This is a genomic window from Salipaludibacillus aurantiacus (assembly GCF_900111295.1).
Lineage (GTDB): Bacteria > Bacillota > Bacilli > Bacillales > Salisediminibacteriaceae > Salipaludibacillus > Salipaludibacillus aurantiacus.
Map to the genome: position 1 here is coordinate 109,430 of NZ_FOGT01000004.1, position 14,339 is coordinate 123,768.

At 45.4% G+C, this 14,339-nt stretch carries 16 protein-coding genes; 14 read left to right on the plus strand and 2 right to left on the minus strand.

What is annotated here, in order from left to right; all coding sequences use genetic code 11:
• Genes BMW59_RS06065 through BMW59_RS06095 form a run of 7 tightly spaced genes read left to right on the plus strand, consistent with a single transcriptional unit; the run spans position 1 to position 5,679 of the window.
• Entirely contained in the window at positions 1-228 is a 228-nt protein-coding gene (locus BMW59_RS06065; RefSeq protein WP_425441256.1) for a HypC/HybG/HupF family hydrogenase formation chaperone, read from the plus strand.
• Positions 197-1,303, plus strand: a complete 1,107-nt coding sequence (gene hypD, locus BMW59_RS06070) for a hydrogenase formation protein HypD (RefSeq protein ID WP_093048825.1) — start codon at positions 197-199, stop codon at positions 1,301-1,303. The genes BMW59_RS06065 and hypD overlap by 32 nt, the downstream gene beginning before the upstream one ends.
• A gap of 2 nt (positions 1,304-1,305) precedes the next feature.
• Positions 1,306-2,313 carry a hydrogenase expression/formation protein HypE gene (gene hypE / locus BMW59_RS06075; protein ID WP_093048828.1) on the plus strand — a complete coding sequence of 336 codons (1,008 nt, stop codon included), beginning with the start codon at positions 1,306-1,308 and terminating at the stop codon, positions 2,311-2,313.
• Positions 2,314-2,368: 55 nt separating this feature from the next.
• Complete coding sequence (locus BMW59_RS06080; RefSeq protein ID WP_093048831.1) at positions 2,369-2,902, plus strand: cytochrome b5 domain-containing protein; 534 nt, start codon at positions 2,369-2,371, stop codon at positions 2,900-2,902.
• Positions 2,902-3,807 carry a hydrogenase small subunit gene (locus BMW59_RS06085; protein WP_093048834.1) on the plus strand — a complete coding sequence of 302 codons (906 nt, stop codon included), beginning with the start codon at positions 2,902-2,904 and terminating at the stop codon, positions 3,805-3,807. The genes BMW59_RS06080 and BMW59_RS06085 overlap by 1 nt, the downstream gene beginning before the upstream one ends.
• Positions 3,800-5,212, plus strand: a complete 1,413-nt coding sequence (locus BMW59_RS06090) for a nickel-dependent hydrogenase large subunit (RefSeq protein WP_093048837.1) — start codon at positions 3,800-3,802, stop codon at positions 5,210-5,212. The genes BMW59_RS06085 and BMW59_RS06090 overlap by 8 nt, the downstream gene beginning before the upstream one ends.
• Positions 5,212-5,679: a hydrogenase maturation protease gene (locus BMW59_RS06095; RefSeq protein ID WP_093048840.1), complete on the plus strand. Its 468-nt coding sequence runs from the start codon at positions 5,212-5,214 to the stop codon at positions 5,677-5,679. Before BMW59_RS06090 ends, BMW59_RS06095 begins: the two co-directional genes overlap by 1 nt.
• Before the next feature lie 91 nt (positions 5,680-5,770).
• Here BMW59_RS06095 and BMW59_RS06100 read toward each other — a convergent pair whose 3' ends face one another.
• Complete coding sequence (locus BMW59_RS06100) at positions 5,771-5,995, minus strand: hypothetical protein (RefSeq protein ID WP_093048843.1); 225 nt, start codon at positions 5,993-5,995, stop codon at positions 5,771-5,773.
• 372 nt (positions 5,996-6,367) lie between these two features.
• Here BMW59_RS06100 and BMW59_RS06105 point away from each other — a divergent pair, with 372 nt between their 5' ends.
• The 4 genes from BMW59_RS06105 to BMW59_RS06120 are packed head-to-tail and all read left to right on the plus strand — an operon-like array spanning position 6,368 to position 9,859.
• On the plus strand, positions 6,368-6,616 hold the full coding sequence (locus BMW59_RS06105) for a FeoA family protein (RefSeq protein WP_177174209.1): 249 nt from the start codon (positions 6,368-6,370) through the stop codon (positions 6,614-6,616).
• On the plus strand, positions 6,597-8,360 hold the full coding sequence (locus tag BMW59_RS06110) for a ferrous iron transporter B (RefSeq protein ID WP_093048849.1): 1,764 nt from the start codon (positions 6,597-6,599) through the stop codon (positions 8,358-8,360). The genes BMW59_RS06105 and BMW59_RS06110 overlap by 20 nt, the downstream gene beginning before the upstream one ends.
• Entirely contained in the window at positions 8,361-8,984 is a 624-nt protein-coding gene (locus BMW59_RS06115; protein ID WP_093048852.1) for a class I SAM-dependent methyltransferase, read from the plus strand. It abuts the gene before it with no gap.
• 8 nt (positions 8,985-8,992) lie between these two features.
• Positions 8,993-9,859 (plus strand): lysylphosphatidylglycerol synthase transmembrane domain-containing protein, encoded by an 867-nt coding sequence (locus BMW59_RS06120; RefSeq protein WP_177174210.1) that lies wholly within the window; start codon positions 8,993-8,995, stop codon positions 9,857-9,859.
• A gap of 72 nt (positions 9,860-9,931) precedes the next feature.
• Here the strand turns inward: BMW59_RS06120 and BMW59_RS06125 are convergent, their stop codons facing one another.
• On the minus strand, positions 9,932-11,524 hold the full coding sequence (locus BMW59_RS06125; RefSeq protein ID WP_093048858.1) for a long-chain-fatty-acid--CoA ligase: 1,593 nt from the start codon (positions 11,522-11,524) through the stop codon (positions 9,932-9,934).
• Between the two features lie 421 nt (positions 11,525-11,945).
• Between BMW59_RS06125 and BMW59_RS06130 the strand changes: the two genes are divergently transcribed.
• The 3 genes from BMW59_RS06130 (at position 11,946) to BMW59_RS06135 (ending at position 14,182) form a co-directional block, all read left to right on the plus strand.
• Positions 11,946-13,064 carry a cysteine desulfurase family protein gene (locus tag BMW59_RS06130; RefSeq protein WP_093048861.1) on the plus strand — a complete coding sequence of 373 codons (1,119 nt, stop codon included), beginning with the start codon at positions 11,946-11,948 and terminating at the stop codon, positions 13,062-13,064.
• 146 nt (positions 13,065-13,210) lie between these two features.
• Entirely contained in the window at positions 13,211-13,360 is a 150-nt protein-coding gene (locus tag BMW59_RS21570; protein WP_177174211.1) for a hypothetical protein, read from the plus strand.
• Positions 13,361-13,882: 522 nt separating this feature from the next.
• Positions 13,883-14,182, plus strand: a complete 300-nt coding sequence (locus BMW59_RS06135) for an ArsR/SmtB family transcription factor (protein WP_093049412.1) — start codon at positions 13,883-13,885, stop codon at positions 14,180-14,182.
• The last annotated feature ends 157 nt before the right edge of the window (positions 14,183-14,339 follow it).

Here is a 14,339-nt window from a genome sequence, read left to right on the forward strand (position 1 = left end):
GTGCCTGCAAAGGTAATTAAAATCGAAGGTGAAAAAGCGTTAGTCGATGTCATGGGCGCAAAAATGACCATAGGAATTCTGTTCGTTCCTGAGGTCACTTTAAATAATTATGTTCTCATCCACGCCGGACAGGCGATGGTTATTATTGAAGAAGAGTATGCCAATGCCAGTATAAAAGAGTGGAGGGAGCTGCTGGATGCTAGAGACAAAGATTTTTTCACATCCTGAATTAACCCGGCGGCTGGCAGACGCAGTCGCAAATTCAGCTGAGACCTTTATTAAAAGAGAAGGAAGAATGCCGTCAGTGATGGAAGTTTGCGGATCCCACACGATGGCCTTTGCTAAATCAGGCATAAAAACGAGATTAAGAGACTATGTGAGGTTAATAGCAGGGCCCGGATGTCCGGTCTGTGTAACAGATCAAAAGGCGATAGATGCCATGATCTGTTTATCTAAAAAAAACAATGTCATTCTTTGTACGTTCGGCGATATGATGCGCGTTCCGGGGTCTGATTCTTCTTTGCTGCAAGCAAAAACAAACGGCAGTGATATCAGAATTATTTACTCACCTTCTGACAGCATACAGATTGCCAAAGACCATCCGGATAAAGAAGTTATTTTTTTAGGGATTGGTTTTGAAACGACCATTCCCGCTTTAGTCGCCGCCGTTCGTGAGGCAGAAAAGAAAGATTTGACTAATTTTTCTATTTGGATGACGACAAAGTTAGTGGCACCCGTGTTAAGAGCCTTGCTTCAATCCGGAGAGGTCAAGCTGGACGGATTTTTGCTGCCGGGCCATGTGTCCATCGTGACAGGAAAACAAAGCTACCGTTTTTTAAATGACAAATACCAGATACCCGGAGTGATCACGGGGTTTGAACCTGTACAGCTTCTCAGCGGCCTCTTAAAATTACTGAACCAGCTCCACGAAGGAAGAACGGGTATTATTAATGATTACACCTATGTCGTTAAAGAGGCAGGCAATTTTACAGCACAACACTACATGGACACATATTTAACCCGTGCAGATGAAGAGTGGCGTGGAATAGGAGAGATCCGGGGAAGCGGGCTTGTCTTAAAAGAGAAATACGCCCGGTTTGATGCAAAAAAGAAATTTAATGTTTTACCGGCAGAACCAAGGAAAACGAAATGCCGCTGCGGCGACATTATCAGGGGCGTTATTACCCCGGAAGAATGTATCCTGTTTAATAAAGCCTGCACGCCTTCTAAGCCGGTTGGACCGTGTATGGTCTCATCGGAAGGGACCTGTGCAGCCCACTACCACTTCATGAGGGAGGAGTAATTATGGCTGGACGGATCAGTTTAGCTCATGGTGAAGGAGGAGAATTAACCCACCAGCTTATACAGGAGGTTTTTATTCAATCATTTGGCCACGGTGAGCAGGCGCGCTTAGATGCCGCAGTTATTCCCTGTTTTTCTGGAAAAATGGCTGTGACGACGGACAGCTATGTGGTGGATCCGCTCTTTTTTCCTGGAGGAAATATAGGCAAGCTGGCGGTAACAGGAACAGTTAATGACCTGGCGGTAACAGGAGCTGTGCCAAAGGTTCTAACGGCAGGATTTATGATTGAGGAAGGGTTTCCCGTCAGTGACTTAAAGAAGATTGTTAAAAGTATGGCAGCTGAAGCTGAAACTGCGGGAGTTTCAATCATAGCCGGAGATACGAAAGTCGTGGAAAGGGGGAGTGTTGACGGAATATTTATTAATACAACCGGTATAGGCGCCATCGGGGAAAAGGATCTTAATCCTGCTGCGGTGAAAAAAGGAGACGCCGTCATTATCACTGGAACGATAGGAGATCACGGAATTGCTATCTTGAGTGCCCGTCAGCAGCTAGGCTTATTAACCGATATAAAAAGCGATTGTGCCTCGTTAAACACTCTCCTTAACCAGCTAATCCAACAAACAGAAGGGATTCGGGTGATGCGTGACTTGACGCGGGGAGGTCTCGCGACAGGACTGGTGGAACTCTGCGAAGATTTCAGCATTTCTATCGAGTTAAACGAGACTTCTATACCTGTACACGAGGAGGTAGAAGGAGCGTGTGAAATTTTAGGGTTTGACCCTCTCTATTTGGCGAACGAAGGAAAAGCCGTTATTATTGTCGATTCAAAGGAAGCGGATAAAGTGCTTCAATTACTTCACTCCCATGAATTCGGTAAGAATGCCACACTTATTGGCCTTGTGGCTTCCATATCTGAAAAAGCAGGCAAGCTGAAATTAAAAACGCCTGTTAACACAACGAGACGCCTTACCCGTCTTTCCGGAATGTTGCTGCCGAGAATTTGTTAATGTTTTGGCCCAATTTGCATAGGATGATGTAGACCTTTTTTAAGGGGAGGTATTTATGCAAAACATTGCCTTGATCAGGCTCCAAATGAACCATCTTGTCACTCAGGCCCGGCAGGATATCCATTCACTTTCGGTTATGGATGACTCTTCTGATAACTCTCAAACCCTTCAGCGATTATGGGATACCGTTTCAAGTATGCATTTCCTTAGTGAGATGCTGGCAAACCAAGCTATGATGGCCGGTTATTATTTTTCAACGGTTCCGGCACCGGCCTTGCCCGCACAACCTGGGACAGCGGCTCAACCCGGGGTTCCTCCAGTTACCCCTTTACCGAATCAGACCTTGCCTCCTCCGGGGGACCTTACCCTGACGCTCCAGGAACTAGAAAATTATGATGGAAAAAATGGGAGACCTGCCTATGTAGCGGTTGGCGGGGTGGTGTATGACGTAACAAATAACCGTGCGTGGGCGGCGGCCACCCATTTTGGACTGGTTGCGGGAAAAGACTATACGGCCGAATTTGCCTCGTGCCATGCCGGGCAGGAGGCCATTCTGGCCACATTGCCAATCGTGGGGAGGCTGGCGTAATGAAAAAGGCTGTATTACCTCCGGACTCTCTGACAAATGAAGCAATTGCAGCAAGGCTGACAAATGCTGCAGATGAAAACCTGAAGAAAGGGCTTATTAACAAAAGAAATTTAGTGTACCTGGAGTTAAACGGTTGTTCGGGCAATATTATTTCGTTGTTGAACGGACAGAATCCTTCGTTTGAGTATACGCTGAATTCACTGGTTGACCTCCGCTACAGCAACAGTTTAATGGCTGCAGAAGGAGAGCAGGCTTCAGAGAAATTAATGGCTGTCTTAGATGAAGATTTTATTTTGGCAGTAGAAGGCGCTGTCGCTTTAAAAAATAACGGATTATACAATGTCATCGGCAGCCTGGATGGTCAGCCGCTTACCGGCCTTCAAGCCGCCACCACCCTTGGAGAACGCGCGTCACATATTTTAGCCGTTGGGGCGTGTGCCACCCATGGCGGGGTTTCGGCTGCTAAACCGAATCCGTCAGAATCGGTCAGCCTGCAACAAGTTCTTACTGACCGGGAGATAATTAAATTGCCGGGGTGTCCCGTTAACCCCGACTGGTTTTTAGGAACGTTAGCCCACTTGCTGCTGTATGGTGAGCCGGAAACAGATAACTTAGGCCGGCCGCTCATGTTCTACAGCACACTTATTCATGACCGCTGTCCTAGAAGGCCTTTTTTCGACAGGGGCATTTTTGCGGAGAAACTTGGGGATAAAACGTGCTTATTTAAATTAGGCTGCAGGGGACCGGTGACTCGTACGGACTGCCCTACAAGGCAGTGGAATGGCCATGTAAACTGGCCAATCGGTGATGATACTCCTTGCATCGGCTGTTCCCAATTCGGCTTTCCTGATGCAATGGCCCCGTTCATCAGTTTTGACACGACAAGGGTGGTGAAGGATGAGTAAGCGAATTGTCATTAATCCTTTAACACGGATCAGCGGTTTTATGGAAATAGAAGTGACAGTTGAAAGGAACGAAATAGTGGATGCTAAAACGACAGGCAATTTATTCCGGGGGTTTGAACAGATGCTTGTTGGGAGAAGCCCGTTTGACGCGGTGTATTTTACCCAGCGGATCTGCGGAATCTGCTCTGCGGCACATTCTATGGCTTCTTCTTTAGCATTAGAAGATGCAATGGCTATTGAACCTTTGGAGCAAGGGAGATATTTAAGAGATATTATTCATTGCTGTGAATTTCTGCAGAATCACATCCGTCATTTCTACCAGTACACCGCTCCTGATTATGTATTCATCGGCGAGAATGTTCTTTTTCAAGCAGACCATAATGATTTCAGGCTCCCTAAGAATGTGAACGACCGCCTTTCACGCCATTATTTTGAGTCTCTTCCGATCAGCCGGTCTGCTCATCAAATGCTCGCTGTGTTAGGAGGGAAAGCTCCGCATAACCACGGGGTGTTTATCGGCGGTATAACCACTCAGGCCACGTCTGAAAAAATTGTTCAGCTCGATGAAATTTTACAGACTATTACAGCGTTTATTGAAGAAAAAATGATCCCGGATGTCTACGATATAGCCAGGTATTATCCGGAGTATTTCCGTATGGGGGGAGGATACGGGAATCTGTTAACCTATGGATCTTTTAATAACTATAAAGAATTGGGAACGTTGTATGTTGACCCACTCGTCTCTACTCCGGAATCGGAACAGCCTGAACCGTTTGATGAAAATAAGATAACGGAAAAAATAGATTATTCCTGGTTTAAATCAAAGCAGAATACGTATTTGCCGGATGAAATAACCCCTGAACCGGACAGGGATAAGCAGAAAGCTTACTCCTGGGTGAAATCCCCGAGGTACAACGGAATGCCAATGGAAGTCGGGCCTTTAGCCAGGTTAATATTAAGCGGTTCCTATGTAAATGGCATCTCAGCTATGGACCGGACGATTGCAAGAGCTCTTGAAGCAAAAAAGATTGCAGACATTATGAAAACCTTACTCAAGGAAGTCGTCCCCGGAGTGGATATGCAGAAAAAATATGAGCGTCCGGAGAGGGCGTCCGGAAGAGGGCTGGTTGATACAACAAGAGGAGCGCTAGGTCACTGGCTCAGAATTAAGGATAGGAAGCTGTCATTCTATCAGATTATTACCCCTTCAACATGGGATTTTTCACCCCGGGACGATAAAGGTTTCAGAGGGGTGGCGGAACAGGCGTTAATAGGTGCCCCTGTTGACGATCCTGATAACCCGGCGGAAATCGGAAGAATCCTCAGGTCATTTGATCCGTGCATGTCTTGTGCTACGCATGTATTCAGCAAGGGTAAACAAGTCAAAACCATCAAGGTGTTTTAATGGAAAAAACAGTGATCTTAGGGATTGGCAATCACTTAATGAGGGATGACGGAATCGGTATGTGTGTGGTTGAAAAACTGGCGGAACACCAGCAGGATTTTGATGCTATCCAATATGTCATTGGGGAATCAGACATTGATTATTGTCTGAAAAAAATTGAAGGAGCATCCTGTGTTTTAATCGTAGATGCTGTTATATCCGGAAAAAAACCTGGAGACGTGTCTCTTTTCTGTCTCTCTGACTTACATGAACAACAGGATTTGACCCTCTCGCCGCATAATTTACATTTATTTAATGCCCTTTACCACGAGCGGGACCGGATAAAAGGATATGTCATCGGTATTGAGCCGCACGACATATCCTTTCATCTCGGGTTAAGCAAGCAGCTAAACGAAAAACTCAGCGATATTACAGCCCACGCGGAGAAAATCATTAAGGAAATCACTGTAAAAAAATGGGGGGGCTGACCCCATAAGCATTATCTATATTAAAGGGCTCTGCTGCAAATCGTGGCAGGGGCCCGTCCAATTAGCAGGATGATTTTTTAACAGGTTATTTCTAGCCGTCGGTGCTTCCCTGGTTACCGAGCGCATCGAGCAACCCTGTAAGTTCATTTGATAACTGTTTCCATTCATCGTCGCTTAATGTGTCGGAAGAAGATAACCTTACCAATGGGATCTCGATTTGAAGTGGAATATCAAAAAGTACAATATCAATTGGAGACGAGATACCGATACATAAAATTTCTCTCCCATCGTTCCTTTTGTTTTTGTTTTCTGCCAACTCAGATCACTCCTTTCCTGTAGAGTACTATTATATATATGAAGAAAATAAGTGATTGCTTGTTTTGACACCTATTTAAGAAGAGGGAGTTTCAGAGTTTTTTAAAAAAATAGGTGGAAGCCCCAGGACATTCAACTGAATTAATAGAGAGTAAGAATAAGGGAATAATTAAACCTTCGCGGCCATACTGGCAGCGGAGTTGTTTTATTTTATTTATCCAAGGGATCTCTAAGCCGGTAAGAAAAACTACAGGTGGAATAAATTACTTGGGAAGTTTTTGTGAAATGTTTAACAAACACCTTGAATGATTATCATTCTCATTTAAAATGGGGTTAGATGAGAACGTTTTTCGACACGGGGAGGGGAAGTATTATGAAAAACGAAGGTCTTTGTAAACTGGCTCGCGCCACGGTGTGCCGCGTGAAGAAACTGCCGGATTGTCCGCTTCTTGAAGGACTTGGCATTGAAGTCGGCACAGAGTTTTGTATAAAACAGAAAAGTCCATGGCGGGGGCCGATTGTGGTGGAAACAAAAGGCAGGCGGCAATTAGCCATTGACTATCATATCGCTTCACAATTTGAAGTGGAGGAGGTGAATGGCGGTGTCCTGTCACGAAAATAAACACCCTGTACAAACTGAAGGGAAGAAGCGTGTGCTTCTTATGGGGAATCCGAATGTGGGGAAAAGCGTTATTTTTTCCACACTGACAAAAAAACGGGTTATAACCGCAAATTATTCCGGTACGACGGTCACTGCCATGAAAGGGGACCTGGTTCAGGCTAAGCCTGAAGCCGTCTTAATCGATGTGCCGGGCATTTATTCGCTTAAACCCGTGTCTAAAGCAGAAGAAGCTGCGATGACGATGTTAAATGAAGGGGCAGATGTGATTGTCTGTGTGCTCGATGCAACAAATTTAGAGAGAAACCTTCAACTGGCTCTTGAGCTTAAGCGAAAAGACACGCCGGTTATTTTTTTGTTAAATATGATGGATGTTGCGGAGAAAAAAGGAATTCAAATCGATGATAAAAAGCTCAGCAGCCTTCTTCAGGCTCCGGTCATTCCGACTGTGGCCGTAAAAAGAAAAGGGTTTAACCGGCTGATTGCTGAGATTAACAAAGTGATCTCCGGACGCGAACACGGAAAGCAGGCGCCGCTCACTGGCGCAATGCCCCCTGTCTTAATTGGCGAAGAAGTTCAAACTTATATTGAGTATGAGGAAAGGTTAATTGATAAGTGGGAGAGGTGGACGATCCAGCCGATAACAGGGCTTCCCATCGCCATCCTGGCTGTTCTGCTGGCGCTTGCATTTGTCGTCGGAGCAGGTAAAGCGGTCCGCAGCGTTTTCTTTCTCCCGCTCTTAAATAATTACTATATTCCATTCATGGAAAGGCTGGCGGGAAACTGGACGACAGAAGGGACGGCCCTTTATTCGATCCTGGTCGGCGAATTCGGGGTGCTTATTAAAGCGGTGGAATGGCCGATAGCCTTAATTTTACCTTATGTGTTCTTATTTTATATCGTTTTATCGTTTTTAGAAGACAGCGGCTATTTACCGCGTTTAGGTATTCTCATAGATGGATTGCTGCGGCGGTTCGGATTGCATGGCCATTCGATCATTCCGATTTCCATGGGATACGGGTGCGCGGTTCCTGCCATTATCGGGACAAGGGCAGCTTCGAGTCTTAAGGAGCGGCTGATTATTTCTGCTCTGGTAAGTCTGGCTGTACCCTGCATCGCTCAGACGGGAGCATTTATTGCCCTTCTTGGCGATCATTCTTTCGTGCTGCTGTTAGCGGTCTTTCTCGTGTCTTTTCTTGTGATGTTTATCAGCGGGTCGGTCTTAAATAAATTCCTGAAAGGCACGCTCGATCCTGTGTTGATTGAAGTGCCTAACCTGCTTGTGCCAAGTGCCTCTGCACTATGGAAAAAAGTGATGCTGCGCACGAAACATTTTATGATTGAAGCCGAAATACCAATGGTTTTCGGGATTCTTTTTGCTGCACTTACGATCGAAACCGGTGTGTTAACCCATGTGAGTTTTATTCTCGAACCGCTTGTTGTGTCATTTCTGGGCCTTCCCCCGGAAGCAAGTGTGGCTCTTATTCTTGGGATCGTGAGGCGTGAATTGGCCGTGCTTCCTCTGCTTGGTATGGACTTATCGTTAGCCCAGATGTTTGTCGGCTCGGTAGTGGCTCTCCTTTACATTCCTTGCATGAGTGTGTTTTTCGTCCTTATTAAAGAATTCAGAATAAAATGGGCTCTGTCAATTTCAGCTGCGACGATCATCCTTGCCTTTGTTGTTGGCGGAATGGCAAACTATCTGATTCACTTTTTTCAATGGATGACTATGGGAGGGGGCTTTTAAATGACAATTATCCAGACATGTACACGTTTTTGCGAAAAAATGTGCTGTGATTATCCGGTATGCGCGCGTTTAGGCGCTCTATATTATGCCCCCATAGTAGACAAGGAAGCAGATTTAGCCAAGGTATGTGAAGGAGACCGGGTTCTGTGCATTGGAGGAGGGAGAACGCCTTTTACGGCCTGTCTTTTTGCCGAAAAAACCGGTGCCGCAGTTACGGTGATAGATAACGATCCGGAAGTCATAGAACCGGCAGAGCGTTTTGTAAAAGGATGGTCTTTGCAAAAAGGAGACATTGACATTGTGTTTGAAGACGGGCGTTTTGTTAATCCTTCCTATTATGATTTGGTGCATCTTGCTCTTCAAGTGATCCCTCAAGCAAAGATTATAGAGGATTTGACAGAGTTGATGGCCCGGAACGGCAGAGGGAAGCTTCTATACCGGACTCCCCGGCAATTTGCCGAACAGCAGTATCCTTCCTGCCTTCTCTCAGCAAAAGGGGAGGAATGTTCAGATAAAGCGGCCCACACTGGAGCGACAATGATTGGAGAAACGGTTCTCTTTGATGCCTCCGAGTCTTCCGGAGCTGCGTTCAAGGCTAAAAAGAGGGAGGTGCAGGCAGGATGAAGAGGCTTATGCTTATTATAATAATGGCGGGAGCATTATTATGGGCATTAGTTACTGTTGATTTAAATGACTGGCGGATGGTTACTGCTTATATTAATTGGCCGTCTGTCATGTTTATTATTCTCATTCAATGTGCCACATTTCTATTGATGGGCCGGCAATGGGTCAAGCTTTTAAAATATGACAGACATGTTCCGTTAAACAAGGCAGTAAGGATTCTGTTGATCAGTGCGTTTACCGAAGGGATTACCCCGTCAGCCAAGTTCGGTTCTGAAGCAGCTAAAGGTTATTTGTTAAGAAAGGAATTTGGCCTGTCTATGACACGGGTAATCAGCGTCATTTCCGTACAGAAAGTGATAAGCCTGGCTGCTCTGATTCCTTTTCTGATCCTGGCCGCTGCATTGATAACGAATGAGACAGGCGGTTTCATTTATTTACTGGGCACCATGACAGCTGCTGTTCTGGTCTTATGTTATGTGATGAAAAAAAAGGGGACGGAAAAACTGAGGAAAGCAGTTTTCGTCTGGACAAAGAAAGACTATGCTGAACAGGTTCTTATGTCAGCTCTCATCTGGTTCCTTTTTCCCTTAAAAGCTTATCTGCTTAGCCTCTCATTAAATCTCGATATCTCTTTTATTATGATTACGGCCGTCGTATTTTTGCCTTATGCTGCCGCGCTTCTTCCTCTTACTCCAGGCGGTCTCGGCACATTCGAAGCAGTGATGGTTGGCGTTCTCGCCGGCATGGCCATAGCACCTGAAGCGGCTATCGCCTTCACGCTCCTGTTCCGGCTGATCACCTTCTGGCTGGGCGTAGCAGCAGGCGGCCTGGCAACCTTAACCCTCACAGCCAAAAAACCAGTCCTTTCTTCGTGAAAGGACTGGTTTTTGGAAATTAATGGGGGGTCTGACCCCTTTGTGAGGTAAATTATGGGAATGGTCCCGTCTTTAGTTAACTGTGCGGCTGCGGTCTTGCCAGAAGGGCTGGCGCAGCTGGACTTTCTGAATTTTACCTGACGCTGTTTTAGGGAGTTCCTCCAGAAAAGTAATTCCTTTGGGCGCTTTAAAACGGGCCATCTTTTCCTGGGCAAAGGCGATAAGTTCTTCTTCAGTTGCTCCTCCTTTTTCCCGTAAAACAACATGGGCATGGGGCACTTCGCCCCATTTTTCATGAGGCACAGAGACGACTGCTACTTCGAGAACAGCAGGGTGATCGTATAGGCAGCTCTCGACTTCAAGAGAAGAGATATTTTCCCCGCCGCTTATTATGACGTCTTTCTTCCGGTCGACGATATTTATATACCCTTCCGAATCCACGTTTGCCATATCCCCTGTATAGAGGTAGCCGTTTTTGATCGTTGTGCTCGTCGCATCAGGATTTTTCCAGTAGCCTTCCATCACATTATTAGACCGGGTAATAATTTCTCCTATCGTTTTTCCGTCCCAGGGCACGTCTTCATCGAGTTCATTTACGACCCTCACCGAAGAGCCAATCATGGAATAGCCGACTTTGGCTTTTAAAGTATATTGTTCATCCGTAGATTTATCCAGGTGTTCTGAGCGAATTTGGGAGGTTGTAATTAATGGCGAGATTTCAGTCATACCGTAAACTTGTATGAATTTCCACCCCAGCTCTTCTTCCGTCCGTTTCACAAAAGCGACAGGAGGGGCTGAGCCCGCAATCACTACCCGCATGTCCTGTTCCAGCTTCAACGGTTCTTTGTTATGTGCGTTTTGCTCCATAATCATATTTAAAACGGTAGGCGCCATATGTGCCACAGTCACTTTCTCTTTGTGTATATTTTCCAAAATTAACGCCGGATCCATCTCACGCTGCATGACCTGAGTTGCCCCGTTTGCTGTGTAGTAAAACGGCGAGCCCCAGCCGTTCACATGGAACATTGGCAGGACATGAAGGAGGGTGTCTCTGTCACTGACTCCCAAGTGATGCATCGTCGAGAGAGCATGCAGGTAATTGCTCCGGTGGCTCAGCATAACCCCTTTCGGATCGCCGGTTGTTCCGCTCGTGTAAAGAAGGCTGGCAATGTCGGTTTCTTCAAGAGGTTCACGGTCAAACGGGCCATCATCGAACTGGCCGAGCCATTTTTCATAGGAAAAGTCGCCATTTGCATCATCAGCCATTCCGTGCACAATAATGGTATGAACCGTCTCCAGGTGATCCTTGATCTGCTTCAGCTGGTCATAGAGCGAGAGATCAACAAAAAGCACTTGTGATTCGCTGTGGTTTAAGATGAAAATATAGTCTGCCGGTTTGAGCCGTGTGTTTAGAGGTGTCATTACGCCGCCTGTCTGGAAAACACCGTAAAAACCCTCAAGCATTTCAAGGGTGTTGGGTGCTAAATAGGCGACTTTGTCGTCTTTTTGTATGCCAAGTGACTTTAATCCCCGGGAAAGCTGCTGTACCCTCCCGTTCATCTCTTTGTAAGTCAACCGTCTGTCTCCATCAATGACTGCTGTTTTTTCCCCGTAAAGCTGAACGGCCCGGTCGAGAAAATCTGTCACAACTAAAGGTACATGCATCTCAGTTCCTCCTTAAATTAATTCCTGTATTTTTTTGTTGTTCAGGTATGCGCTTTCATAAAACCGCAAGCCAGCACATTTGGCAGCGAGCGGCTTTACAAGCATTTTGAAATGTATGTAAGGTCTAAAAACATTGGTATATCACTTTCTAATAATAAGCGTAGCACAATGACTGAATACTTACAATATTACGTTTTTTTAGTGAAAACTGGGATGTTTTTACTATTGGAGAGGGTTTATTTTTCACAAAAAGAACTGTATGCACCTCATTTTCCGGCACGCCGATAAGCTTTTAAGAACAGTAACCAACCGATAATACAGCGAAACTTGCGGACGGCAGATTTTTCCGCTTATCTGTTCATTTGGTAGAATAAAAGATACATTCTTTAAACATATCCTCGCGAAAAGGAGGCACTGATTAATGACTCATATTTATCTCGATTTTAACGCAAGTACGCCAATCGCCCCGGAAGTGGCAGAGGCAATGGAGCCGCTTGTAAAAGATTATTACGGCAATCCTTCCGCAGCACACTGGGCGGGAAGTCCTGTAAAAGATATTCTGCAGCAGGCACGGATTCAAGTGGCAGAGTTAATCGGGAGTTCAGCAAATGAAGTGATTTTTACGAGCGGCGGAAGTGAAGCGAACAACCTGGCCTTGAAAGGCTACTTTTTCAAACACCGCCACCGGGGAAATCATATTATTACGTCAACAATCGAACACCCGGCAATTATTAGTCCTTGCAGGTTTCTTGAAAAAATGGGAGCTGAAGTCACTTATTTAGGGGTCGATGAGTTCGGCAGAGTGTCACCTGGAGATATTGAGGCGGCCATTACGGATGAAACGATTCTTATCAGCCTGATGCACTCTAATAATGAAGTTGGAACACTGCAGCCAGTTAAAGAAACTGGTGAGATCGCAGCAAAGCATGGGATTGCTTTTCACACAGATGCCTCTCAGTCCGTCGGAAAAGTGCCAGTGGATGTAAAGGAGTCAGGAGTGGATATGCTTACGATTGCCGGGCATAAACTATACGCGCCTAAAGGAATCGGAGCTTTGTACATAAAAAGCGGAATCGAACTGGAGCCTCTCATTCACGGAGCCGGCCATGAATTTGGGCTGAGGGCGGGGACAGAGAACACGCTGCTCGCTGCAGGACTGGGTAAAGCATGTGAAACAGCGGAAAAAATTCTCCCTGACAGCCGCGCGAAAGAACTGATAGATTATTTTTGGAAAGAACTTAAAGACACTTTTGGGGAAAAAGTTGTTTTGAACGGCCACCCGGAAGAGAGGCTGCCAAATACGCTGAGTGTCAATTTCGTCAATAGAACAGGCCAGGAAGTATTGGATGCCATGCCGGAAGTAGCCGCCTCCACGGGTTCTGCGTGCCACGCCGGGAGCGTAGAATTATCTCCGGTATTAAAGGAAATGAATGTTCCTGAACATATCGGCATGGGTGCTGTCAGGTTCAGCACAGGAAGAACGACAACTAAAGAAGAAATTGACATGGTAATGAATAAGCTTAAAAACACGTTGTCTTAATATTTCATCATGCCTCCAGTTCACCTGGAGGCATTTTGTTGTAAATTTCTGGGGGGTCTGACCCCTTTGTGAATTTTCACAATTAGAATAGGAAACCCCCATTTCCGGTAAACTAAAGGAAAAAGCAGTGGAAAGGGGCAATTCAGATGGGTAAAAAAGAGAAGAAGCACAGCCGGCAGTTTAAAGAGAACGAAAATCATGGGGAGCATCGGCGCGGGCGGCTCAGCCAGGTTAAGAATGTCAGTGAGCACAAAGGCGATGCGGAGGATGCTTACGTTAATCCCGAAAGAGAATAGATAGCTCCATGCCTTGCGGTTTCCGCAAGGCATTTTTGTAACATTGGCACCGGGCAAAACGGCGCTACAGCTTATCCTAATGAAATAGCTGATTTAAATTGAAAGCAGCCAGCAAATAAGAAGACGCTTCTTTCCCGCCTGCTGAATTCAAAAAAATTAAATGTATAAACGTCCCGGCTTGAAACAAAACTCGGGTAAGTGATGCGGAACAGCCCTTCAGACGTCCTGCTTTATATTCCGCCTGCTGTTAGTGATGCCTTCTTAAGACCTGTCCAATTTATGTGATTATGAAGCCTTTTTAACCGGCTTTCCTTTCATAGTTTAAGTGATGATGAAACGGACATCTCCAAGCTGTTATAAAAAAACGGGTCCGAACTTGGTAAATAAGGCTTAGACGGTTAATCCAGCAGCGGCAGTCATATGCCTTGATTTTAGAAAAATGTGGTTATATAATACAATCCTGTTAAATGCATATTGATTATGGAGCGGATAATTGTGAAATTAACAAGTGAAAAGCCGCATATGAAAATAGAAGATGCTGACCTGCAAAATTACCAGAAAAAATTTAAAGCGCTGGCGGATGAAAAACGCCTCCATATCCTTTCAATTTTATGCAGTGAGGGAGCGTCTTTTGTAGGGGACTTAACCGAAAGAGTGAATCTTCCCCAGTCTAAACTGTCGTATCATTTAAAAATTCTTTTAGATGCAGACTTAATTCTAAAAGAACAAAAAGGGGTATGGAATTATTACGAAATAAACAATGACGTTTTAGATAACCTCTTTTCTGAAGAACTTTGCAGAAAATTTCGCTCGGCTGAATAAAGCCGGGTGAAATTTTTTAGCGCAGGGAATAAGCCCCTCCCTCCTTCCCAAGCAGTCACTTTCCCGGGGTTTCCCTTCTTCTCCTCTATCCTTGCTTTTACATTTTTTTATCTCCCCAGTTCCCTGTTCCATTGCCATTTCTCTAATGAAACTAATT